Raw genomic sequence first — 22,892 nt, 5'->3', positions numbered from 1 at the left:
GCGGGGTCGCAGGGAGCCGAGCAAATACCGCTCGACCCACGAACGCAGTGCAGCCCCCGGCGCTCGAACGCCGGGGGCTGCTGTTCGGGCCCCGTTCCTCTCTCGAAGGAGCAAGACCCATGCAGTCCATCGTTGCACTTCAGAACCGTGTTACCCCGTGGTCGGACGGCTTGGAGCCGTCGGACGCGGAGCTGGACGCGATCGAGTTCGAGTTGCCGCTGATCCTGGCGGAGGTCGACCTTCTCGACGCGGAGATCACGATGTTGGACCGGGCGCCGGCCGAGCTGGACGAGCGCCGGGTCCGCCGGGCCCGCCGCAGGGTCCTCGCCGCCCGCCGGACGCTGATCAACCAGGCCGCCTCCGTGAACATGCCGGGCGGTGCCGCATGAGCCACAGCGCCCGCCTCTCGAACAGCTACTCCGGCGACTGGGAGGTCTACGTCGTCAGCAGCGGCGTCCCTTCGCTGAACTGGCCGGAGCACGACTTCGGTCACAGCGCGCCGGTCCCCACGCTTGCCGAGCGCACCGAGGCGCTGGCGGGCCTTGGATACGAACCGGTGAGCGGCGCGACCTGGCTGTGGCAGGAACTGGTCAGCGGCGCCACGGCCCGGGTCCGGCTGCTCGCCGCGCTCGACGTGCGCCCGATCGGCGGCGCCTCGTGAACCGCCGGGCCAAGACAGCTTTGGTGCTCGCACTGGTCGCCGTCGTGGGCATGGCATTCCGAGTCTCGTGGAACGCCCTGCGGGACGTGGCCCGGGCGATTGGTGCGGACGACACGGCGGCGACGCTGTACCCCTTCGTCGTCGACGGCCTGATGGCCCTCGCCCTCGTCGCTGCCCTTGTGCTCACTGGCGCCGCCCGACAGTTCGCCCTGCGCGTTCTGGCCGCCTACACGCTCGCGTCTCTGGTGCTGAACTACGTGCACGGGCTGCTGCCGGAGCTGCATGCTGAGTCGATCGACTGGACTCGACTGGCCGACTGGGATCCGGCGAACTGGGCGCTCGTGCTGCTGGCGACGTCGCTTCCGGTGGGGTCGATCTACTTCGGCTCCGATCTCGTCGCCAAAGTCCTCCACCACAAGCCCCCGATCGAACCGCTCGCTCAAGAATCGGCACAGACTGCTGTAAATCGGTCTACTCCTGAGCAGGAGGAACCGCCGGTCGAGCTGCCGGAGCCGAAGCGGGAGGTGGACTCTTCCCTTACCGTCCCGGTCGAGTCGATCGAGGAGCGTCCGCCGCTCGTCGCGGCGGCTGAGTCGCCGCGTCCCCGTCGGGCGACCGGTCGAGTCCCGGCGGCCGCCCGATCGACCCGCCCGACCCGAACGGACGTCGAGTTGCTCGGTGAGGCGCGGAGTCTGACTGAGTCGTGGCCGGTCGAGAAATTGACCGGTGAAGGGATCCGCAAGGCCCTGCGAACGTCCCCGGCGAAGGCCCGGGTCGTGCGGGAGGCCTTGAAGGCTGAGCGTGAGCGGGACGCTGCTGCGGTGGTGGCCGGATGAGCCTGTCATTCGCCGACTGCCACGATCCGCTGGGAAGAGTCCACGGCCTGCCCACCTTCCCGTGGCGCTTGGCCCCGGACGGTCTCGCCACCCGCCGGCAGTTACGAGCCCTCGGCCTGCGCCCCGGCGGTCAGGACATTGCCGGTCAGGTCCTGCGCCCGCGCTTCCGGCGCGGCCCGCTCGCCGCGTTCCTCTACCGCGTCGACCGGGCCAAGCCCGTCCGACCGATGACGCCGGCCAAGACCGCCGCGCTGGCGAAGGCCAATGCCGCTCGTCGCACCTGCCCCGAATGCCGCTTCGACGCCGGATACGTCATACCGGCCTCGCTCGGCATGTGCGTTCCCTGCGCCTACCCCGAAGGGGGCTGACCGTGAACCACCTGCCCGAACCCATGCACGCCACCGTCGTCCAGCTCCCGGACGGCACCCACGTCTACGCCGACCCGGCAGCCCTGCCCGCCTCGTACGCCGGGCCGCAGGTCGTCCACCAGCACATTCACCAGGCCCCGCCCGACCGGACCGTCCAGCGCATCGCGCTCGGCTCCGGCATCGGTGCCGGGACGGTGGCGGCCGGCGTGTATTTCGGGCCGCTGCTCGTCGGGGTGCTGACCGCGATCGCCGTGAACATCGCGATGCTCGCGTTCCTCGCGCTGATCCTCGCGTGGGGTGTCCACACCGTCGTGAAGTCGATCGGCGGATCGAGCGGTACGGCGGCCGTGAAGAACGTGCGCAAGGCCCGCCGCCGTCGCGGCTGACCTCTCCCGTCACCTCTCGTGAGGAGTTCTCGCATGCTCTCGATCGTCAGCCGGTACCTGCTCATCGTCCTTCTCGGCCTCGCGCTGGGAATGGCCCTGCTGTGGATGTCCCGGACCTGGGGCCACCAGATCGGCTGGACTGCGTTCCTCGCCGTGGAAACCGTCCTCGTGGTTCACATCCTGCTCCCGCGCCGTCGCTGACGGCTGCCCGATCCACCCGGCCTGTGCGGGTGGTGAGGGGAGCCGGGACAGCCCCGGGCTCCGGAGGGAGCGTCATGGCGAAGGACCCGAAGTACACCGCCGGTGAAGTCACCAAGCTCGTGTGGCTGACCGCCCGGATGGCCAAGCGCGGTATCGCCAGCCAGACCGTCTACCAGGGCGACCTGGAGCGGAAGTTCACCCGGATCGTCGAGGGCGCCCGCGAACGCGAAGAGCAGAACGCCAAGAACAGCAAGAACAAGAAGCGCAAGTAGCTGTGCCCCGGGGCGGCCGCCCTCTCGCCAAAGAACGCCGGCCGCCCCGGGCCCCACCCACCCTGAGCCAGTCAGTGAGAGCAGGAGTTCTCAGCATGACCGATTCCCCGAGCACGCACCTGTGGGCCGTCCCGGACGAGGACGTCGAGCCGGTGATCCCGACCATGGTCGACAACCCGAACCTGCCCGACCCCAAGGTCCGCGACGAGAAGCGCAAGCCCGTCCTCGCCGGCTGGCTCACCAACCGGCGCGACTTCACCGCCACCGCCCGCCACGCCGGCGCGAACCTCGGCTACGCCACCCTCTTCCACGGCGTCCGGATGCCCGTCTACGCGGGCCGCCTCGCTCTGATGTCGCCGCGGGGCGCCTGCCGGTTCATCGCCACCACCAACCGGTGGGTGTGGGACCGGGAAGCGGCCCCGCTGCGGGACTTCGCCGTCCGCACCGAGGACGTCGAGGAGTACATGCGCCTGGCCCGGCTCCGCCAGGGCCGCATCCGGCTGCGCGGCCTGGTCACCCTCGTCGCCGCGGTATTCGGGCTCGGCTTCGCCCTGTGGCTCTACGTCCTCGCCCCCGCCTTCCTCTACGCGTTCGCCGCTGGCGGAGTCCTTCTCCTGGGCTTCGCCGGTCAGCAGCCCGACGCCCCCGTCATCGGCCCGGCCGTCCTGAAGACCGAGCTGCAGAAGATGACCGGCTCCATCGTGCTCCGCGGTCTGGACAGCATCGGCAACGCGAAGATCTCCGCCGCCATCAAGAAGGGCGGGGACATGAACGGTCTTCGCTTCACCTCGGAGATCGTGAGGGACGGGCCCGGCTACCGAGCTGACCTCGACCTTCCATACGGGGTGACGCCGGAGGACATCATGGAGGCCCGCAAGCCCCTGGCCTCCGGACTGCGGCGCAAGGTCGGCTGCGTCTGGCCGTCCCCCGACCCGGCCGAGCACGAAGGACGACTCGTGCTGTGGGTGGGGGACAAGCCGATGAACGAGACCACCAAGCCCGCCTGGCCGCTCCTGAAGTCCGGGCAGGTGGACCTGTTCAAGCCGGTCGTGTTCGGCAACGACCAGCGCATGCGGGACGTGTCCGTGACCCTCATGTTCGCCGCGGTCGTCGTCGGGTCGATTCCCCGCATGGGCAAGACGTTCTTGATGCGGCTGCTCCTGCTCATCGCGGCTCTCGACCCGCGCGCCCAGATTTACGCGTTCGACTTCAAGGGCACCGGTGACTTCTCCGCGCTGGAGCCGGTCTGCCACCGCTACCGCGCCGGCGAGGAAGACGAGGACATCGAGTACGTCGTCCAAGCCCTGCGCGAGCTGAAGGACGAGCTGCGCCGGCGGGCGAAGGTCATCAAGTCCCTGCCGCGCTCGCGGTGCCCGGAGTCGAAGGTGACCCCCGAGCTGGCCAGCGACAAGACGCTGGGGCTGCATCCGATCGTCGTCGGTCTGGATGAGTGCCAGGTGCCGTTCGAGCACGAGAAGTACGGGGCGGAGATCGAGGACATCTGCACCGACATCACCAAGCGCGGGCCTGCCCTGGGCATCGTAGGCATGTTCGGCACTCAGCGCCCCGACGCCAAGTCCCTGCCGACCGGCATCTCCGCGAACGCGGTCCTGCGGTTCGCGCTCAAGGTCATGGGCCAGCCCGCCAACGACATGATCCTCGGCACGTCGATGTACAAGGCCGGGTACCGGGCGACGATGTTCTCCCGCTCCGACCGGGGCATCTGCTGGATGGCCGGCGAGGGCGACGACCCGCGCATCGTCGCCTCCGCTTTCGTCGACGCGGTCGCCGCCGAGCAGGTCGTGGCCCGAGCGCGGAAGATGCGGGACGAGTACGGCAACGTCACCGGCCACGCCATCGGCAAGGGACCGGAAGCGACCGCCGGACTCGACATCCTCACCGACACCCTCGCCGTGATCCCCGGCGACGAGGACGCGGTGTGGTGCGAGCGGATCGCCGCCCGCCTCACCGGGCTCCGCCCGGACGCCTATGCGGGGTGGAAGGGTGAGAACGTCACCGCCGCACTCAAGCCCTGGGGCATCAAGCCCGGACAGGTCTGGGGCCAGGACGACGAGGGCGAGGGCAAGAACCGGCGCGGCATCAAGCGCGCCGACATCACCGCCGCCATCACTCGCCGTGACGCCGATCGGGCCGCCGCCTGACCCTGGAACCGCTGCTAGACCTAGCACCCGCTGCTGCTAGGTCTAGCAGCCCCGCTAGCACCCCATCAGGGCTCTGATCAGGGATCTAGTGTCTAGCGGCCCATCTGCGAGAACACCTGGAAACCGCCCCAACGCTGGGAGTAGACCCGCATGCTCATCGCTAGCGCCCTCATCCTCGCCGCCCTCGCCGGTTACACCCTGTTGTGCATGGCCAGTCCGTTCGGGACCTGCCGCAAGTGCGACGGCATCGGCGCCAAGCTCACCCTCAAGCGGTCCGGGAAGGTCAAGCGGGTCAAGCCCTGCCGCCGCTGCCGCGGCCAGGGCAAGCGCCTGCGCGTCGGGCGCCGCCTGCACAACCAGAGCCGGGAGATCCACCGCGTCGGCAGCCGCTGATCCCGGACAGCAGAAGGCCGGTGGCCGCACGCCATAAGGCGGACCCCGCTCCGATGGTGGAGCTAGGCGGACACGGCCACCGGTAGAACCCCGAGCTTGTCAGCACCCGAAGTACGCGCAGCCTCCCAGCACCCCCCGAGCACCGTCAAAGGAGATTCCGGCATGGCCATCACCGTCTCGCTCGTCGCGCTCTTCGGACTCGTCCTGTACTTCCTCCTGCGCTCCCACAGCCTCAGCGCCGGAGGGGCGTTCGTCGCCGCCGGATTCGGGTTCTTCCTCGCCTCGACCGGCGCCGCGGGCCCCATCAACGAGATGGCCAACGCCATCGTCGCCGCCATCCCCAACCTCTAGGACCCGACCGCTCGACAGGCATGACAAAGGGCGGCCCCCGTCTCGCCAAAGTCCGGGGCCGCCCTCATCCAGAACCAACAGAACTGGAGAGACCAGCATGACCCACACCACCGACATCCCGCGCGAGCAGCAGCCGCGCCTCTTGGACGCGTTCTGCTGCCAGGGCGGCGCCGGCATGGGCTACTACCGCGCCGGTTTCGACGTGACCGGTGTCGACAAGGACGCCCAGACCCGCTACCCGCTCGGCTTCCACCAGAGCGACGCCATCGACTTCATCCAGAAGTTCGGCGCTGGGTTCGACTTCATCCACGCCTCCCCGCCCTGCCAGCACGACACCGACTGCCAGCGCATCCAGGGCAACACCCACCCCGACCTCATCGGCCCGACCCGCGAAGCCCTCAACGCGACGGGGCGGCCGTGGGTGATGGAGAACGTCCGGGGCGCCGCCTACAAGCTGCACCGGCCGGTGATGCTGTGCGGGGCCATGTTCGGCCTGGAGACCTACCGGCACCGGTACTTCGAGACCGGCGGAGGCTTCACCCTCACCCCGCCCGCACACCCCGCCCACACCGCCCCGCAGGCCAAGATGGGCCGCCCCATCCCCGAAGGCTGGTTCGGGCAGTTCGTCGGGAACTTCTCCGGCGTCCCCCACGCCCGCCGCGTCATGGACGTCCCCTGGATGAACCGCGACGGCATCCGCGAATGCATCCCCCCGGCCTACGCCGAGCACATCGGCCACCAGGCCCTCGCCCACCTCGCCGCCCCGGCGGTGGCCGCATGAGCACCGCTACCGGCCACCTGCGGACCGCACTCTGGCTCACGGAACTGGGCCTGCCCGTGCTGCCGCTGAGGGAGGGCAAGCTCCCTTTCGGAAACTGCCCCGCCTGCACCAGCAGCAAGGCCCCCGGGCCGTGCCAGTGCGGGGATCGCCCGCACATGAAGTTCGCCGGGCCCTGCCAGTGCCCGGCCCCCTGCCACGGCTGGGCCGCCGCCACCACCAACCCCGACGTCCTCACCGGACCTGCCTGGGCCCTGGCCTGGCGCCAGGCCGGAGGAGTCGCCTACCACCCCGGCGGCGCACGGCTCACCGTCGTGGACCTCGACAACGCCGACGCGGTCGCCTGGGCCCGCCAGACCCTGCCCGCCACCAAGGTGGTGCCCACCTCGCGCGGGGAGCACTGGATCTACCGGGGAACCATGCAGTCCGCCAACAAGGTTCGGCCCGGCGTAGACATCAAATCCCTCATGTCCTACGCCGTGTGGCGCAGCCCCGGCACCGGTCCCATCGCGGCCCTGCCGGACCTCGTCCGGAGGCTGGTCTTGAGGGAAGAGTCCACCCGGCCTCGCGGGGAGGTGGACTCTTCCTCTCCCGCCCGCGCCGCCTGGGACCGGTCGGTGGCCACAGGGTGCCGCCACACCGACACCTTCGTACACACCGGCCTCACCCGGGGACTCGCCAGGGTCGCCGCCTGCCACGACGAGGGTGCCGGCAGCGCCGCCTACGGAGTCGCCCGCTTCCTCGCCAACCAGCACACCGCCTGCCCGGGGCCGTGCGGGCTGGAGATGCTCGGGCGCCAGGTCATCGACGCGGCCGTCGCCGTCGGCGTACCGGAGGCGTACGCCGAGCGCGCGGTCACGCGCGGCCTTGCCGCTGTGGCGGTGAGGGCGACGTGACCACCGGCCCCCGCTCCGCCGAACCGACCCCCGCCACCGACGCGAGTGGTGCGCCGAAGGTCGTCGCCGAAGGCGTCCTTTCTGCCCTTCGCTCTGACCCGCGCTGGGACGACGGGCGCCGCCCCGTCGCCTGGCTCCACATCAACGCCCCCGGACGCGGCGCCACCCCATCGGTCCGGTCCTGGTGCGCGTGCGGAAGGGACCTGTTCGCCGCCGGCCAGCGGCGCGCGCTCGCCCTGATCGCCGACCACGAGCAGCACCGCACCATCTGCCCCCACATCGACACCACGCAGGAACGGAGGAAGGTCGCATGAGCCTCGCCGAGGAGCTGCCCGCTCCGTCCAACCCAATGGCCGTTGCGCGCCGGATCCTGCCCGGCTGGCAGGACGAGCAGGAGCGTCTGCTGTGCAGGCGGTGGCGGGGAGCGTGGATGCGCTGGACGGGCACCTGCTGGCGCGAGTTCGAGGAGCAGCAGATGCGCGCCACCCTCTACAAGGAGCTGGAGCACGCGACCTACGTAGCGGGCCTCGACAAGGACGGCCTGCCCGAGGTCAAGGATTGGGCGCCCACCCGCACCAAGCTCAGCAACCTCCTGGACGCCCTGTCCGCCATCACCCTGCTGCCCTCGGAGGTGGACGCCCCCTCCTGGACCGACCGGGAGGAAGCTGCGGCCGACCGAAGCCCGATCGTGGCCTGTGAGAACGGACTCCTGCGGATCCGGGACAGGGCCCTGCTGCCCCACACACCGGGGTTCTTCAATCTCGTGTCCGTGCCGTTCGCCTACGACGAGGACGCCACGGCCCCGGCCTGGCAGAAATTCCTCAACCAGCTCTGGCCCGATGACCCCAGCGCCATCCAAGCCTTGCAGGAATGGTTCGGCTACGTCCTGTCCGGCCGCACCGACCAACAGAAGATCCTCCTCATCAAGGGGCCCACCCGGTCCGGGAAGGGCACCATCACCCGGGTCCTGACCGAGTTCGTCGGCAAGAAGAACATCGCAGGCCCCACCCTGGCCAGCCTGGGCACCAACTTCGGACTGTCCTCCCTCGTCGACAAGCCGCTGGCCGTCATCTCCGACGCCCGGCTGACCGGCAACGAGGGCGGTCAGGTCGTGGAACGGCTCCTCACGATCTCCGGTGAGGACACCATCGACATCGACCGGAAGTACCGCGACCTCTGGACCGGGAAGCTGCCCACGCGGCTGATGATCCTCACCAACGAACTCCCCAGCTTTGGAGACTCCTCCGGCGTGATCGCCCGACGCTTCATCGTCCTCAACATGACCGTCTCCTGGCTCGGCAAGGAAGACACCACCCTCGACGAATCCCTCAAGCGCGAGATGCCCGGCATCCTCAACTGGGCCCTCGACGGACTCGCCCGCCTCCAGCAAACCGGCCGCATCACCCAACCCGCCTCCTCCCAGGACGCGGTCATGATCATGCAAGACACCGCCTCCCCCACCAGCGCCTTCGTCCGCGAACGCTGCAACACCGGACCGGCCTGCGAAGTACCCGTGGACGCCCTGTGGGCCATCTGGCGCGAGTGGGCCGAGGACAACGGCGTACGCGCCGGAACCAAGCAGGTCTTCGGCCGCAATCTCCAGTCGGTCGTCCCCCAGCTCCGCCGCACCCGCCCGCGCGACCAGTACGGCCGGCAGGTGCCCGCGTACAGCGGGATCACGCTCAAGCAGTCCGATCCACATTCCCCTGAGTCGCGACTCACCGCGACTCAACCGGCCATAGACCACGTCTGAGACGCGTTGAGTCGCGACTCAACGCAATGTGAATCCAACTCGCGCACGACCGCCAGACGGCAAGGAGTGAACGATGGCCCGCCCTCAGATGCTCAAGCTCGCTGAGGTACTCGAAGAGATCGACATGAGCCGTGCCGCCTTCTACCGCATGCGCTCCCGTGGCAACGCGCCCCGACTCCACAAGCTCCCGAACGGTCAACTCCGTGTCCGGCGGTCCGACCTGGACGCCTGGTTGAGCGGGTGCGAGGTATCGGCCGCGTAGACCCGACCCGTACATCACAGGGCCCCAGCCGTCCGGCTGGGGCCCTCCCCTTTGAGCGGAGTCACCTTGTACAGCTATGACGTGCGGATCTGGGGTATCCGTTCCAGGCAGAGCAAGAGCGCCCCCTACCAGCTGCGATGGGTCGTCGGGGGTAAGGAGCACCAGGCTCCGTTCCTGACCAAGACGCTGGCCGACGGTCGACGCGCTCAGCTCATGGGCGCCGTCCGCGACGGCGAACAGTTCGACATCGCATCTGGGCTCCCCGTCTCGGAGCTTCGTCAGCTCAAGTCACCCACCTGGTTCGAGCACGCCCGCGCCTACACCTGCATGAAGTGGCCGGACGCAGCCGCCAAACACCGCGTCGGCATCGCTGAGGCGATGACCAACGTGACCATGGCACTGGTGACCGGCGGCAAGGCGGCTCCCGACCCGAAGGCTCTCCGGCTGGCTCTGCGATCGTGGGCCTTCCAGATGACGGTAGACAGCAACGGGAACGTGGTAGCCCGAATGGATGCTGACCAGCCGCCGGCGGACGCTGCTCAGGCCCTGGACTGGATCGCAAAGAACTCCCTCCGCGTGACCGATGTGGCGGAATCGGAGAACCTTCGCCGTGCCCTGTCCGCTGTTTCGCGGCTCCTCAACGGCAAGCGCGCAGCCGACAACACCGTCCGGCGCAAGCGTGCAGTCCTCAGCAACGCCCTGCGGTACGCAGTCGAGTGTGACGCCCTGCCCACCAACCCTCTCCCCAAGGTCGACTGGGACCCTCCGCAGACCGATGACGAAGTCGACTTCCAGTACGTTCCCGGTCCCGAGCTTGCGAGTCGGCTCCTGGGTGCCGTGCGCGCTCAGGGCACCCGGGGCGAGCACCTCCATGCCTTCTTCGGCTGCATTTACTACGCCGCCATGCGTCCGTCCGAAGTGGCAGCACTCACCAAGGCTGACTGCAAGCTTCCCCAGAAGGGATGGGGAGAGCTCGTCCTTCGCCGGAGTCGACCGGAAGTCGGGGCGGGGTGGACGGATGGCGGGACACCCTACGACGAACGGGGTCTCAAGCGGAGGGCTCGGAAGGCCAGCCGGTCTGTACCCATCCCGCCCGTGCTCGTACGGCTGCTCCGGAGCCACCTGGATCGCGATGGTGTCGCCGCCGATGGGCGACTCTTCCGTGCGGTTGAGGGTGGCCGGGTCGGCTCGAACGAGTACACCCGGGTGTGGAACGAAGCACGCCGGAAGGCGCTCCCCGCTCAGGATGTCGGGACGCCACTCGGTGAGGTCCCGTACTCCCTGAGGCATGCCGGCGTATCGCTGTGGATCAAGGCTGGTGTGGACCCCGTAGAGGTTGCACGTCGCGCCGGGCACAGCGTGGCGGTGCTCTGGAAGTTCTACGCCAAGATCCTTCGCGGCCAGCAGCAGGTGTCGAACCAGCTCATTGACCAGGCCCTGGCGGACGAAGGCACAGCGGGGGAGTCCTGATGGCCTGGCCACAAGTTGGCCACACATGCTGGTCACCATGGCGACAGGGGCGATCCAGGGTGAGACAGGGTGAACGACGAAGGGGTGCCCCTCCATGAGGGGCACCCCTTCTGATCAGCAGGTTCTCTGACCTGGTGCGGTGGGTGTGGGATTTGAACCCACGGTGACTCGCGCCACGACGGTTTTCAAGACCGTTCCCTTAGGCCGCTCGGGCAACCCACCTGGCCGGTACAGAGTACCGGGCGGTGGGGGGTCCGCGGGGGCGGGAGCGGGGGTGGGTGGGGGGTCAGGCGTTCTGGGCCCTGTCGTAGGCCGCCTTCGCCTCGTTGCCGAAGTACGGGCCGTACATCCGGTTCGGCAGGAAGGTGTAGCCGAAGCTGTTCACCGAGACCTGGGTGCCGAGGCCGGTGGTCTCGTTGAAGTCCTGGAACCAGGGGCCGCCGCTGGAGCCGCCGGTCATGTTGCAGGCCAGGCTGTGGTCCTTGGTCAGCAGGAAGTCCTTGCCGCTGTTGCCGCTGCAGTAGACGAGCTTGGAGCCGTCGTAGGGCGCGGCCGCGGGGAAGCCGAAGGAGTACATCTTCTTGTTGTAGCCGCCGTTGAAGAGGACGCCCTGGGCTCCGACGGCCTGGCTGAGTGTCCGGCCGTTCAGCGGGGCGACGACGGCGAGGCCGACGTCCATGTTCATGTCCTCGCTCGCGGCCCACTGGTCGGTGGCGAAGGTCTTGGTGGCCGACCACTGGCCGTAGGGCGCGGCGCCGTTGTCGTACGCGGGGACGAAGACCCAGTTCGTGTGCCAGGACCCCTGGTACTTCACGCAGTGACCGGCCGTCATGACCGTGCTGCCGTTCGCGCTGGTGATCGAGTCGCCGGAGCAGGAGGCGGTCCGGTCCCCCATGGTGAAGAAGACCCGGCCCGAGGTCCTCACCACCGCGCCGCCGCCCGTCCAGGCCCCGCCCGCCTGCGGGAACGCGGTGGGCGATGCGGCGGGCGATGCGGCGGGCGTCGCCGGGATGCGGGTGGGGGTGGCCGAGGTGGCGACCGGCGTACGGGACGCTCCCGGCGCCGCTGTGATGTCGAGCGGGGCGGCCGCACGCATCCGCTCCGCGGTCCAGAAGCCCTGGGTGTGCTGCTGCCTGAACGACGCGGGGGTGTCCGCGGCGACCGAGGGGGTGGCCGCCGTCAGCGCGCCCGCGATCAGGGTGCCCGCGCTCATGAGGACGGATACGGCCGTGCGATGACGATTCACGCAGGACTCCTTCTGCCGTGCCCGGTCCGTCGGTCGGACCCGAGCAGGGTGGGGGGTGAAGAACTGTCGGTGCGGATCGGCTGTGCGACGTGCGGAGGCAGAGTGGCACGGCAGCGCGTCAATGTCAGGAGGCAGTCGGAACGTTCGGTCGGTTCCGGCCACAAGTTGGCCAACTCCCTTCCGTCCGAGCCCTCATACGGTAAGCATCACGCCCGCGTACGAGGCGCCGGCCACCACCACCCACGCCCCGAGCCCCAGCACCGCGGCCCGCCCGCCGGTCCGGGCCAGCGTCGGCAGATGCACCGCGCTCCCGAGGCCGAACAGGGCCGCCGCCAGCAGCGCCTCCTGAGCGGTGTGCGCCCACTCCAGCGCTACGTCGGGCAGTGCCCCGGTGGCGCGCAGCGCGGCCGCGGCGAGGAACCCGGCCACGAACAGGGGCACGGGAGCCGGCCGGCGCCCCGAGGCGGTGCGCACCCCGCGCCGCCGGGCCCGTACGGAGAAGGCCACGGCCGCCACCAGGGGAGCCAGCAGCGCCACCCGCATCAGCTTGACCAGGACCGCCTCGCCGAGCGCGCCCGGGCCCGCGGTCTGCGCGGTCGCCACCACCTGGCCGACGTCGTGGACGCTCGCGCCCACCCAGCGGCCGAAGGCCGGGTCGGAGAGCCCCAGGGGAGTCTGGAGCAGGGGGAGCACCGCTATGGCCAGGGTCCCGCACAAGGTCACCAGCGCCACCGAGGCGGCCACGTCCTCCTCGTCGGCGCCCGAGACCTCGCTCACCGCGCCGATCGCCGAGGCTCCGCAGATCGAGTACCCGGTGGCGATCAACAGCGGTTGCCGGCCCGGGAGTCCGAGACGTCGGCCCAGCCAGAGGGTGCCGAAGAAGGTGGCCGCGACGACCCCGATCACCATGGCCACGGTCGCCCAGCCCAGCCGGAGCACCTGGTCCAGCCCCAGGCCGAGGCCCAGCAGGACGATGCCGATGCGCATGAGCCGCCGACCGGCCAGGGAGAGCCCCGGGCGCGCGGTTCCGCGTACCAAGGACCGCAGGCCGGGGAGGTGCGCCACCGCGATGCCCAGTACCACGGACGCGGTCAGCATGGGTACGGCCGGCAGGAGGCGGTGTACGCACCACGCCGCGAGGGCGCCGGCGACGGCGAACCCCAATCCCGGCCAGGGAGTCGATGTTTCACGTGAAACACGATCCGTCCGCGCCGCCCGTACGACAGGGCGGTTCAGCAGGGCCATCAGTGGGAGGGGAGCGTGTAGACGCGGCGGACGCTGCTGCCCAGACGGGCGACGTCGGCGCCGTAGACGTGGAGGGATATCGCGGTCGTAGGACAGGAGTTGCGGACCTTGTGTATGTCGCCGGGCGGCGCGAATCCGCAGACGTCGCCGGGGCCGTTGACGACTTCCTCGGTCGCCACCAGGCGGGCGCCCGTCGTGGCCGTGGCCGGGGCCAGCCGGTAGCGGAGCTCGCTCTCCTCGCCCTCGTGCACGCCGGCCACGCACCACGAGACGTGGTCGTGGATGGCTGTCTCCTGCCCGGGCAGCCACACCAGGGCCACCACCGAAAAGCTCCCGTCCGGCTCGGCATGCAGGATGTGCTGCCGGTACCGGTCGGGGTGACCCTCTCGCTGCTCGGGGGTGAGCAGGTCGGGTGTCCCCAGGTGCGGGGCCACCCGCTGGCCCACGAGGTAGGCGGTCACGTCCGGAGCCAGCCCCCGGTCCACGACGGTACGGATATCACGGACGAGGGCGGCCATCCTCGTGGTGGTGCGGGCCGGCGTGGTGGTGGTCATATCCGCAGCGTGCTGCCGCCGTTCCATCACGTCCAACGACAGTTGTGACCGGAAATCCCAAGCGCGGCTTATGGATCGGTCAGCAGCCGACCCGGTTCGCGGCCACCTGCTTCAGCGCGTCGAGCACGACGGCCGTCGCCGGAACCCGCAGGTGGTCGCGGTAGACGTAGGCGGCGATATGGCGGCGGGCGGCGGGCTGGAGCGCCCGCCCGCAGACCCGGTTCAGTGACAGGGAGGGCAGCACCAGCGCGGGCATCATGGCCACGCCCAGGCCCTGCGCGACGAGGCTCTGCACCACCAGGTTGTCATCGGTGGCGAAGCGGATGTCCGGTACGAAGCCCAGCTCCGCGCACTCGTGCAGCAGGTTCGCCCGGCAGCGCGGGCAGCCCGCGATCCACCGCTCCTCGGCGAGGTCGGCCAGGTGTACGGCCCGGCGCCGGGCCAGCGGGTGCCCGGTAGGAAGCAGCACCGTCAGCTGGTCCTCCAGCAGCCTGACCTCGGTGACCTCGTCCGGGATCTCCTCGTGCAGGCCGGGATAGGTGAAGGCCAGCGTGATGTCACACTCCCCGCGCTCCAGCCGGCGCAGCGAGTCCGGCGGCTCACCTTCCAGCAGCTCGACCTGCACGCCCGGATGGTCCTTGGCGAGGCCGCTCAGGGCCTCGGGGACGAGGGTGACATTGGCACTGGGAAAGCCGCACAGCCGCACCCGGCCGGTGCGCAGGCGCGCGTACGCCTTCAGCTGGGCCTCGGCGGCGGAGAGGCTGCCGAGGATGGTCTCGGCGTGCCGGGAGAGGGACTCCCCGGCCTCGGTGAGCAGCATCTTGCGGCCGACACGGGTGAACAGAGGTGTTCCGACGGAGCGTTCCAGCGCCTTCATCTGCTGAGTGATGGCGGGCTGGGTGTAACCGAGGGCGCGAGCGGCCGCCGAGTAGGACCCGGAGGCGACCACCGCGTGGAACGTCCGTATGTGCCGGGAATCGAACACGAGGGAAGCATAAGCGGACGTTGGGAGGGGCCGTAGGCGGAATCCCGCCTACGGCCCCTCCCCATCAAGCCACCGCCTGTGCCCGGCGCCCCGTACGTGGCGCCTCTCGCGGGGCGCCTTACTTGTCGCCGACCCGCGAGCCGAGCGTGATGTCGACCGTCGTCGGCTTCCCGTCGCGCAGGTAGGTGAGCTTCACCGTGTCGCCGGGCTTGTACGTCCAGATCAGGCTGATCAGGGTCGGGCCGCTGTCGACCGGCTTGCCGCCGAACTCGGTGATGATGTCGCCGGGCTTGAGGCCGGCCTTGCCGGCCGGGCCGTTCGGGTCGACCAGCTCGTTGGCCGGAGCTCCCTGCTCGGAGATCTTGGCGCCCTCGACCTTGGACTGGAGGTCCACGGAGACCGAGATCACCGGGTAGACCGGCTTGCCGGTCTTGATCAGCGATTCCGCCACGTTCTTCGCCTGGTTGATCGGGATGGCGAAGCCGAGGCCGATCGAACCGGCCTGGCCGCCGCCGAAGCCGCCGTTGCCGGCGGACTGGATCGCGGAGTTGATGCCGATGACGGCGCCGCGCCCGTCGAGCAGCGGGCCGCCGGAGTTGCCCGGGTTGATGGACGCGTCCGTCTGGAGAGCGCTCATGTACGAGTTCTTGCCGCCGGAGCCGTCACCGGAGGCCACCGGGCGGTTCTTGGCGCTGACGATGCCGGTGGTGACCGTGTTGGACAGACCGAAGGGGGCGCCGATGGCAATGGTCGAGTCGCCGACCGCGACCTTCTCGGAGTCGCCGAGCGGCAGCGGCTTGAGGCCGCTCGGCGGGTTCTTCAGCTTGAGGACGGCGACGTCGTACCCCTGGGCCCGGCCCACCACCTCGGCTTCGTACTTCTTGCCGTCGGAGAAGGTCGCGGAGAGCTTGCCGCCGTTCGCGGCGGAGGCCACCACGTGGTTGTTGGTGAGGATGTGGCCCTGCTGGTCGTAGACGAAGCCGGTTCCGGTGCCGCCTTCGCCGTCGCCGGCCGAGGCCTCGATGGTGACCACGCTGGGCAGGGCGCCCGCGGCCAGGGCCGCGATGGAGCCGGCCTCGCGCTTGAAGTCCTTGGGGGCGTTGCCGGCGCTGACCGTGGTCGAGCCGCTGCCGTTGTCGCTGCGGTCCGCGGCCCAGTAGCCGACGCCGCCGCCGACGCCGCCCACGACGAGGGCCGCCGCGAGCACGCCCGCGATCAGGCCGCCCCTGCCCTTCGGCTTGGGCGCCGGGTGGCCTTCGGGGTGCGGGGGAGCACCCCAGGCACCGCCGCCGTGACCACCGCCCGCACCGTACGCCGGGACCGGGGGCGGCGGGGGCGGCCAGCCGCCGGCTCCGTGCGCGGCCGGAGGCTGGCCATGCGGAGCGGGAGCCTGGGCGTAGGCCGGGGCCTGGGCGTAGGCCGGGGCCTGGGCCGGAGCCGGGGGCGCCTGGGTGGGTGGCAGCTGCTGGGTCACCGGCTCGGCCGGGGCCGGGGCGGCAGGTACCGGGGCAACCTGCGGTGCGTCGGCCGGCGGCGCGACGGCCGGCTGCGGAGCAGATACCGGCGCCTGCGTCTCGGAGGCCTGAGCAGGGGGTGCGGACGGGGCCGCGGGGGGTGTGGGGGCCGCGGTGCCCTCGTTCTCGGTGCTCACAGCGCTCTCTCCTCGTCACACACGGCTTCAGAAATCTCTGGCGATATCGGTTCGACTGAACGTTCGACGTGCCGCACAAGTTCCTGGGTAAAGCCTTTCCCATGTCCCGTCAGAGCACTGTAAGCCGGACCTGTGCATCTTCCCCCTTTCTTTATAACCGACATTTCGGGCGCGTCCGAGGCACCCGGGCTCGACGTCCCGACCCCTCTCGGTGGCACCATGACCCGGTGACCCACGCAACGCCGCGCCCCATCCAGGTCGTCGCCCACCGCGGCGCCTCGGAGGATGCCCCCGAGCACACCCTGGCCGCCTACCGCAAGGCCATCGAGGACGGCGCCGACGCCCTCGAATGCGATGTCCGGCTCACCGCCGACGGCCATCTGGTCCTCGTCCACGACCGCCGGGTGAACCGCACCTCGAACGGCCGCGGCGCCGTCTCCGCCCTGGAGCTGGCCGACCTCGCCGCCCTGGACTTCGGCTCCTGGAAGGACCGCGAGGAGGCCCCCGACTGGGACGCGGACCCCGAGCGCACTTCCGTCCTCACCCTGGAACGCCTGTTGGAGCTGGTCTCCGCGGCCGGGCGGCCGGTCCAGCTCGCGATCGAGACGAAGCATCCGACCCGCTGGGCCGGACAGGTGGAAGAGCGCCTCCTCTTCCTCCTCAAGCGCTTCGGTCTCGACGCCCCGCCCGTCGAGGGCCCGCACCCGGTTCGCGTCATGAGCTTCTCCGCGCGCTCCCTGCACCGGGTGCGCGCGGCCGCACCGACGATTCCGACCGTGTACCTGATGCAGTTCATCTCGCCCCGGATGCGGGACGGGCGACTGCCCGCCGGAGTGACGATCGCGGGTCCGGGAATGCGGATCGTGCGCAACCACCCCGGCTTCATCCGCAAGCTTCAGGGCGCGGGGCATTCCGTACACGTATGGACCGTAAATGAGCCAGATGACGTTCAGCTGTGCGCTGATCTGGGTGTAGAAGCGATCATCACGAACAGGCCCCGGCAGGTTCTGTCACAACTAGGGCGCTGACGCCCCGATTTGCGCACCCGTCACCGCTGACCCGCTCGTGACGGGGTGTGCTCCGGCGCATCCGCTCCGCGTTCGACGGCCCTGAATGCCTCAGAGGGCCCCCCATCGGCGGTTTCCGGTCCAGGCCAGGGGGGCATCCAGATCATGCGTGGGGCTAAGGAGGTTCCGGGGGTGGCGTTGGTGGTGGCACAAGAAGTGCCCACGTCGTCGTGCATGGACGTACGCCATGGGCCTGCTGGCGTGGCCGAGGCGAGACACCGTATGCGCGAGCAATTGCGTATCAGCGGAGTGTCCGAATCCGTCGTGGACGATGCCGTACTGATCCTTTCCGAACTGCTCAGCAACGCCTGTCGGCATGGCAGGCCCCTGAGCACGCGGGAGGCCGGGGACGGAGACGGGGAGATACGCGCCGCTTGGCGCGTCGACAAGGCGGGGCGGCTGACGGTCGAGGTCACGGACGGGGGCGGTCCTACCCGCCCTGTTCCAGCCACGCCCTCGGTGACCGCACGGGGCGGCCGAGGGCTGAACATCATCAGCGCCCTGGCCCAGGACTGGGGTGTCCGGGACGGAGCGGCGGGTGAGGTCACCGTGTGGGTGATCGTCGCCTGTGGGCCCCGGCATGAGGATTTCGCTACGCGCGTTGCGCCCCCGGCGATCGACTTCGGCAGGGTCTTCGACGATCTGGATCCCTGACCACTGACCGGATCCCCAGATCCCCGACAGTAGTACCGGTCATCCGTACAGCGGCCGCCGGGAGCGCACGCCGACCGTGCTCCCGGCCGCACTCCACCGGTTCCGGCGGTACGAACGGCTAGGCTCGCGCCCAGACACGACGCCGTACCGCCGCAACCGGGAGACACCCACGATGGCCAAGAAGCGCCCCGCAGCGAAGACTGCAAAGCCGCAGCTCCACCACGGTGAGATCCCGGTGGTGGGCGCACGCGAGCCCTGCCCCTGCGGGTCGGGGCGCCGCTACAAGGCCTGCCACGGCGCGGCGGCCGCGCACGCCGTCACCGAGCACGTCCAGCGCCCCTTCGAGGGGCTGCCGGGCGAGTGCGACTGGGTGGCGCTGCGCGAGCTCGTGCCCGCGGCCACCGTTGCGCTGGCGCTCAAGGGCGGGCTGCCCGAGGGCGTTCCCTCGGTCACGCTGGTGACCGTACTGCCCATGGCCTGGCCGGCCCTGCGCCGCGAGGACGGATCGGTCCTGCTCGGCCTGCAGAACGAGTCGTCCACCGGGGACCTCAGCCGCGACATGGCCGACACCCTGGAGCGGGCGCTCGCGGCGGACCCGGGAACTCCGGTGCCGGCTCGGCGCGTTCCGGCCGAAGGGCCGCGACTTCAGGATCTCCTGGACACCGACGGCGTTTTCGAGCCGGTTGTGCACAGCGGCTTCGAATTCTGGATTCCGGATACGGAGAGCGCCCAGAACGCCTCCCCGGAGATCGCCGCCTCCCTGGAGCGCGCCAACGCGGCCGCCATTCCCACCGTCAAGCTGGCCGGTGTGGACGCGGCCTACTGGTGCGAGACGCCCGAGAAGAACCACCTGCGCTGGGTCATGCCGCAGCCCGAGGAGAAGCTGCTCGACGCCCTGGCGCGGCTGCACGCGGCCGGCACGTCCTCGCTCGGCGAGGGCACCCGGCTGGTCGGTTCCTTCCGCGCGCACGGCCTGATGGTGCCCGTCTGGGACCTGCCCACCGGGGTCACCGCGGACGACGTCGAGAAGCCCGCGGCCGAGCTCGCGGAGCGGCTGACGGCCACACTGGCCACGGACACCCCGCTGACCACGGAGGAGCGCCGGGCGCGCGGCGGGCTCACCAACCGACAGGTGACCCTCAGCTGACCGGCACCCCGCGCGGGACGGGTGACCGGTAACCGGTGACCGGTGTCACAACTCCCGCTAATCGTCTGCAAATCGATGTCTGAATATCAGAGATCGAATTTGCGAACAGGCGATCTCTTGTTACCGTTCTTGTAGCCCGGTCGCTGGTGCATCCCCCGTCGCCAGCGACCGGGCCCTTCCATTTCCGGCGGTCTCAACCGTCTTCCGGTGCCGGTGAGTTGCTCCCGGACCGCAACAACAGCTGGCCTTCATCATCCGGAACTGCAAATTCCGCTACGGCCGAGTAGCTGTCCGGCTCCCCGGCCGAGACCTCCCGCGGCGTCTCGCACAGCCCCGGTTCGTCTCCGGCGGCGACCGCGCACCGGATCTGCACCGTGCGCCCGGCCGGCCCCATCACCGTCAGTACGGCGTCCAGCGCGCGGCCACTGGTGTTGCGGTAGTAACTGCGGCCCCACGTACGGCCCTCGCCCACCAGAACGCAGGTCTGCGCCTCCACACCGTGCGGTGAGGACAGCTCGGGGCCGCACCGGGCATCCGTACGGGGCTGCGCGGACGGACCGGGCCGCGCCGGCCCGTCCGGTGCCGAACGCGCGGACGACTCGGGCGACGCGGACGATCCGGCCGGCCCCGGCGATGTGCGCGCGGAGTCCGAAAGCCCGAGCGTCGAAAACAGGCCGCCGCCTTTTCCGTCATCCTGACCGGCGAAATCCGGTCCGGCGATCGCTCCCGCGAGCGGGAGTGACAAGATGATCAACACACCGGCGCCGATACCGATCAGGCGGAGATTCATTCGCCGAAGATAGCGAGGCGGGAATGGGGCACGGAGATCCCCGCGCCCAATTCCCTTGGAAACTCGTCCCGCTGGCACCCGTACGAGTGATCCCCGGTGCCCGGCGGGTCAGTACGCGAGGCGGCTGCCGCCGCCGGGCGCTCCGGTGCTCGCCTCGACCAGTGCGTCCACGACCGCCTCGACCTCCGGCAGCCAGATGCTCCCCGTGCTCACGGGCTCCCGCTCCCAGTACACCCGGCCGCCGCTGGAAGCGGCGGAGGGCGGCAGCAACAGGTAGCCGCCCTCGCCGTGGAAGCGCAGCGAGGAGGGCACGTGATCCTTTGCGTAGAGGAGTTCGCCCAGCCGCTCCAGTGAGTACGGCGCCACCAGCAGGGACCACCGGGTGGGCGTGGCCACGATCGGCCCGAGTCGCGTGCCTTGGGCGTCCAGTCGTACGACGGCCCGCGCGGCCGCGGCGGCCGGCAGGCTCACCGCACCCGGCGCCGACCCGCCGGTGGCCATCAGGACGGGAGCGGTAGGCCGGTTGGTCCACCACCAGGACACCATCCGGGGGTCGGTGGTGGCCGCGAGCAGCCCCGGGTCGAAGGGGTGCGCGCCCGGGACGGCGCAGTCGGGGTCGGGGCAGGCGCACCGGGAGCCGTCCGCGCCGCTGCGGCCGACACCGGGCAGTACGGGCCACTGCCATGCGGTCGCGCAGGTGAGCGCGGCATCGAGGAGAGCCGGCGTGCCGCTCTGCGCCGGGGCGGGGCGCAGGGATCGCAAGCGATTACGGAGCCGCTGGAGACGCCTTCCGAGGATCTCGCGCATGAGCGCTCGTTCCTTTCCGTTGAACGCCGAGGGCCACATGACACCAGGTAATCGGTGTCTCACCACACGTACACGTTTTCGCGTCACTGTCCGCCTGAAGCAGGTTCACACGGTTCGTGCAGGTTCTTACGGGTCCATCAAACGTCCGGTGGGGGCGGAACGCGACCCGCACCGGTCGCCGAGACCGGCTGCCGCCGCTAAGGACGACGGTCCGCACCGGGCGGTTCCCGGTGGTTCCCCGGGGGCGCCGACGGCACCAACTGACCCCGGACACTGTCGACTACGTACCCGGACCGTCATCGACGCCCGTCCAGTCGACCTTAAAAACCTCCTGCTTCCCGCTTTTTCCGGCCAAGTTCTAGCCTTGGCTGGACAGTGAGTTGCCACCCCACGGACACCAGGATTCCCACCTGGGCGATGCTGGACATGCATCCACGTGTGCGTGTAGATGTGGATTCCTTGATGGCGGCGCAGCACGATCTGGGGGTTTGCGATGCTATATGGCGAATCGCACCAGGTGGAAAGGCGGACGCCATGAGCGCCTCGCATCTGCCGAAAGTGGCTGGAATCGATCCGGCAGTCACCGCGTCACCGCACACTGCGGCGCCCGCACCCGTACGGACCACCACCCCGCCGGCCCCTTCACCCGGCCCGAGCAGCCTCATCCAGGACCGGCTCGCGGGCATGGTCTCGGACCTCACCACTCTCCACGAGCTCACCGAGCGGCTGACCCGCACCGGTGATCTCGACTCCTCCCTCCACGAGTTCCTGCGGGCCGGAGCCGCACTCGTCGGCGCCCGCCGCGGCCTGATCGTCCTGGAACCCTCCGACGGGCTCGGCCCCACGACCACGATCGGCCTCGGCCTGGGCCGCGCCGACCTCGGACACATCGAGACCGTGCCGCGCAGCGCGACCTCGTACGGCCGCATCCTCGACGGACTCCCCGACGCCCACGGGGGCTCGGAGGTGCTGCCCGAGCCGGGTGAGCCCGTCGGCGCCGGGGGCTTCGCCGCCCCCGTCGACCCCCGCCACCGCGAGGTCGCCGCCCGCCTCGGCTACGCCGCCAGCTACGCGCTGCCACTGACCGCCGAAGCCACCGGCCGGCTCGGCGCGGCCGTCTGGCTCTACGACGAGCAGGCCGAACCGGGCGACCGCCAGCGCGATCTCGCCGGGCTCTACGTCCGGCATGCCGCCGAGCACCTGGCCCGGATGCTGGAGGTGGAGCGCTCGCGGGCGCGTCTGGCCACCGTCGCCGAGGAACTGCTGCCCAGCCGGCTCCCCCGGGTCACCGGCGTCCAGCTCGCCGCCCGCCACCACTCGGGACCGCGAGGGGGCGGCGACTGGTACGACGCCCTGCCGCTGCCCGAAGGCGCCCTCGGGCTGGCCGTCGGCTCGGTGACCGGGTCCGGCCCGAGCGCCATCGCCGCCATGGGCCGGCTGCGGGCCTCCCTTCGTGCCTACGCCGTCATGGAGGGCGAGGACCCCGTCGCCGTCCTGTCCGACCTGGAGCTGCTGCTGCGCCTGACCGAGCCCGCGCGCTCGGCCACCGCGCTCTTCGCCTACTGCGAACCCGGCCAGCGCAAGATCATCCTCGCCGGCGCCGGGCACACCCCGCCGCTGCTCATCGGCGAGCGCCGCACCGAGTACGTGGAGACCTCGCTCTCCGCGCCCCTGGGGATGCTGTCCTGCTGGGAGGCGCCGAGCGTGGAGATCGAGCCCGCCCCGGGAGAAACGGTGCTGCTCTACACGGACGGGTTGCTTCGCCGTACCGGTGACGCGATGGACCGGGCCTACGCCCGGCTGCACGCGGCGGCCGCGGGCGTGCCCCGCAACGCCCGGGACGACCCGGCGGCCCTCTGCGACCACATCCTGCGGGCCCTGCTGCCCGAGGGAGAACCGGCCGACGCCCCCGAGGACGTCGTACTGCTCGCCGCCCGGTTCGACTGAGCCGCGGCGG

The 22,892-nt window shown here is 70.5% G+C and carries 26 protein-coding genes, 1 tRNA gene and 1 pseudogene; 20 read left to right on the top strand and 8 right to left on the bottom strand.

The window, feature by feature from the left end:
• Positions 1-119: 119 nt before the first annotated feature.
• The 16 genes from ABZX75_RS07705 to ABZX75_RS07630 all read left to right on the top strand — a co-directional run bounded on the left by ABZX75_RS07705 (position 120) and on the right by ABZX75_RS07630 (position 10,789).
• Positions 120-389 (top strand): DUF6284 family protein, encoded by a 270-nt coding sequence (locus tag ABZX75_RS07705; RefSeq protein WP_355408919.1) that lies wholly within the window; start codon positions 120-122, stop codon positions 387-389.
• Positions 386-661, top strand: a complete 276-nt coding sequence (locus ABZX75_RS07700; RefSeq protein ID WP_355408917.1) for a DUF6303 family protein — start codon at positions 386-388, stop codon at positions 659-661. Before ABZX75_RS07705 ends, ABZX75_RS07700 begins: the two co-directional genes overlap by 4 nt.
• Positions 658-1,497 carry a DUF2637 domain-containing protein gene (locus ABZX75_RS07695; protein WP_355408915.1) on the top strand — a complete coding sequence of 280 codons (840 nt, stop codon included), beginning with the start codon at positions 658-660 and terminating at the stop codon, positions 1,495-1,497. Before ABZX75_RS07700 ends, ABZX75_RS07695 begins: the two co-directional genes overlap by 4 nt.
• On the top strand, positions 1,494-1,865 hold the full coding sequence (locus ABZX75_RS07690) for an RRQRL motif-containing zinc-binding protein (protein WP_355408914.1): 372 nt from the start codon (positions 1,494-1,496) through the stop codon (positions 1,863-1,865). Before ABZX75_RS07695 ends, ABZX75_RS07690 begins: the two co-directional genes overlap by 4 nt.
• A gap of 2 nt (positions 1,866-1,867) precedes the next feature.
• The gene (locus ABZX75_RS07685; protein ID WP_355408912.1) at positions 1,868-2,251 is read left to right on the top strand and encodes a DUF6251 family protein; all 384 of its coding nucleotides are present in this window, start codon (positions 1,868-1,870) and stop codon (positions 2,249-2,251) included.
• Positions 2,252-2,284: 33 nt separating this feature from the next.
• Entirely contained in the window at positions 2,285-2,452 is a 168-nt protein-coding gene (locus ABZX75_RS07680; protein ID WP_355408910.1) for a hypothetical protein, read from the top strand.
• 74 nt (positions 2,453-2,526) lie between these two features.
• Positions 2,527-2,724, top strand: coding sequence for a DUF6257 family protein (locus ABZX75_RS07675; protein WP_355408908.1), 198 nt, complete (start codon positions 2,527-2,529; stop codon positions 2,722-2,724).
• 95 nt (positions 2,725-2,819) lie between these two features.
• Positions 2,820-4,886 (top strand): cell division protein FtsK, encoded by a 2,067-nt coding sequence (locus ABZX75_RS07670; protein WP_355408907.1) that lies wholly within the window; start codon positions 2,820-2,822, stop codon positions 4,884-4,886.
• A 150-nt stretch (positions 4,887-5,036) separates the two neighbouring features.
• A complete protein-coding gene (locus ABZX75_RS07665; protein WP_355408905.1) occupies positions 5,037-5,279 on the top strand; it encodes a hypothetical protein in 243 nt (80 codons plus the stop codon).
• Between the two features lie 162 nt (positions 5,280-5,441).
• Positions 5,442-5,630 (top strand): hypothetical protein, encoded by a 189-nt coding sequence (locus ABZX75_RS07660; protein ID WP_254381992.1) that lies wholly within the window; start codon positions 5,442-5,444, stop codon positions 5,628-5,630.
• A 97-nt stretch (positions 5,631-5,727) separates the two neighbouring features.
• The gene (locus ABZX75_RS07655; protein WP_355408903.1) at positions 5,728-6,411 is read left to right on the top strand and encodes an SAM-dependent methyltransferase; all 684 of its coding nucleotides are present in this window, start codon (positions 5,728-5,730) and stop codon (positions 6,409-6,411) included.
• Complete coding sequence (locus ABZX75_RS07650; RefSeq protein WP_355408901.1) at positions 6,408-7,304, top strand: bifunctional DNA primase/polymerase; 897 nt, start codon at positions 6,408-6,410, stop codon at positions 7,302-7,304. Before ABZX75_RS07655 ends, ABZX75_RS07650 begins: the two co-directional genes overlap by 4 nt.
• Positions 7,301-7,618: a hypothetical protein gene (locus ABZX75_RS07645; protein ID WP_355408899.1), complete on the top strand. Its 318-nt coding sequence runs from the start codon at positions 7,301-7,303 to the stop codon at positions 7,616-7,618. Before ABZX75_RS07650 ends, ABZX75_RS07645 begins: the two co-directional genes overlap by 4 nt.
• Entirely contained in the window at positions 7,615-9,057 is a 1,443-nt protein-coding gene (locus tag ABZX75_RS07640; RefSeq protein WP_355408897.1) for a phage/plasmid primase, P4 family, read from the top strand. The genes ABZX75_RS07645 and ABZX75_RS07640 overlap by 4 nt, the downstream gene beginning before the upstream one ends.
• Positions 9,058-9,130: 73 nt before the next feature.
• Complete coding sequence (locus tag ABZX75_RS07635) at positions 9,131-9,319, top strand: helix-turn-helix domain-containing protein (protein WP_355408895.1); 189 nt, start codon at positions 9,131-9,133, stop codon at positions 9,317-9,319.
• 66 nt (positions 9,320-9,385) lie between these two features.
• Positions 9,386-10,789 (top strand): site-specific integrase, encoded by a 1,404-nt coding sequence (locus tag ABZX75_RS07630; protein WP_355408893.1) that lies wholly within the window; start codon positions 9,386-9,388, stop codon positions 10,787-10,789.
• A gap of 137 nt (positions 10,790-10,926) precedes the next feature.
• Here the strand turns inward: ABZX75_RS07630 and ABZX75_RS07625 are convergent.
• The 6 genes from ABZX75_RS07625 to ABZX75_RS07600 all read right to left on the bottom strand — a co-directional run bounded on the left by ABZX75_RS07625 (position 10,927) and on the right by ABZX75_RS07600 (position 16,470).
• Positions 10,927-11,011 (bottom strand) — tRNA-Ser (locus tag ABZX75_RS07625).
• 64 nt (positions 11,012-11,075) lie between these two features.
• Positions 11,076-12,035 (bottom strand): peptidase, encoded by a 960-nt coding sequence (locus tag ABZX75_RS07620; RefSeq protein ID WP_355408891.1) that lies wholly within the window; start codon positions 12,033-12,035, stop codon positions 11,076-11,078.
• A gap of 192 nt (positions 12,036-12,227) precedes the next feature.
• Positions 12,228-13,280, bottom strand: coding sequence for a putative sulfate exporter family transporter (locus tag ABZX75_RS07615; protein ID WP_355408889.1), 1,053 nt, complete (start codon positions 13,278-13,280; stop codon positions 12,228-12,230).
• On the bottom strand, positions 13,280-13,834 hold the full coding sequence (locus ABZX75_RS07610) for a cysteine dioxygenase family protein (RefSeq protein WP_355408887.1): 555 nt from the start codon (positions 13,832-13,834) through the stop codon (positions 13,280-13,282). Before ABZX75_RS07610 ends, ABZX75_RS07615 begins: the two co-directional genes overlap by 1 nt.
• A gap of 79 nt (positions 13,835-13,913) precedes the next feature.
• Positions 13,914-14,819: a LysR family transcriptional regulator gene (locus ABZX75_RS07605; protein ID WP_355408885.1), complete on the bottom strand. Its 906-nt coding sequence runs from the start codon at positions 14,817-14,819 to the stop codon at positions 13,914-13,916.
• 118 nt (positions 14,820-14,937) lie between these two features.
• The gene (locus ABZX75_RS07600; RefSeq protein ID WP_355408883.1) at positions 14,938-16,470 is read right to left on the bottom strand and encodes a trypsin-like peptidase domain-containing protein; all 1,533 of its coding nucleotides are present in this window, start codon (positions 16,468-16,470) and stop codon (positions 14,938-14,940) included.
• A 227-nt stretch (positions 16,471-16,697) separates the two neighbouring features.
• Here ABZX75_RS07600 and ABZX75_RS07595 point away from each other — a divergent pair, with 227 nt between their 5' ends.
• From ABZX75_RS07595 to ABZX75_RS07585, 3 genes and pseudogenes are all read left to right on the top strand, one after another.
• On the top strand, positions 16,698-17,498 hold the full coding sequence (locus tag ABZX75_RS07595) for a glycerophosphodiester phosphodiesterase (RefSeq protein ID WP_355408881.1): 801 nt from the start codon (positions 16,698-16,700) through the stop codon (positions 17,496-17,498).
• Positions 17,499-17,583: 85 nt separating this feature from the next.
• Positions 17,584-18,191: pseudogene (locus ABZX75_RS07590) on the top strand (ATP-binding protein).
• A gap of 172 nt (positions 18,192-18,363) precedes the next feature.
• Positions 18,364-19,338, top strand: coding sequence for a DUF5926 family protein (locus tag ABZX75_RS07585; RefSeq protein WP_355408879.1), 975 nt, complete (start codon positions 18,364-18,366; stop codon positions 19,336-19,338).
• 193 nt (positions 19,339-19,531) lie between these two features.
• Here ABZX75_RS07585 and ABZX75_RS07580 read toward each other — a convergent pair whose 3' ends face one another.
• Positions 19,532-20,128, bottom strand: a complete 597-nt coding sequence (locus ABZX75_RS07580) for a hypothetical protein (RefSeq protein ID WP_355408877.1) — start codon at positions 20,126-20,128, stop codon at positions 19,532-19,534.
• Positions 20,129-20,236: 108 nt separating this feature from the next.
• Positions 20,237-20,935: a bifunctional DNA primase/polymerase gene (locus ABZX75_RS07575; RefSeq protein WP_355408875.1), complete on the bottom strand. Its 699-nt coding sequence runs from the start codon at positions 20,933-20,935 to the stop codon at positions 20,237-20,239.
• Positions 20,936-21,352: 417 nt separating this feature from the next.
• Here ABZX75_RS07575 and ABZX75_RS07570 point away from each other — a divergent pair, with 417 nt between their 5' ends.
• Positions 21,353-22,882 (top strand): PP2C family protein-serine/threonine phosphatase, encoded by a 1,530-nt coding sequence (locus ABZX75_RS07570; RefSeq protein ID WP_355409095.1) that lies wholly within the window; start codon positions 21,353-21,355, stop codon positions 22,880-22,882.
• The last annotated feature ends 10 nt before the right edge of the window (positions 22,883-22,892 follow it).

This window comes from Streptomyces sp. NPDC003038 (genome assembly GCF_040611115.1).
GTDB lineage: Bacteria > Actinomycetota > Actinomycetes > Streptomycetales > Streptomycetaceae > Streptomyces.
This window is presented reverse-complemented; position numbering and strand designations above follow the sequence as displayed.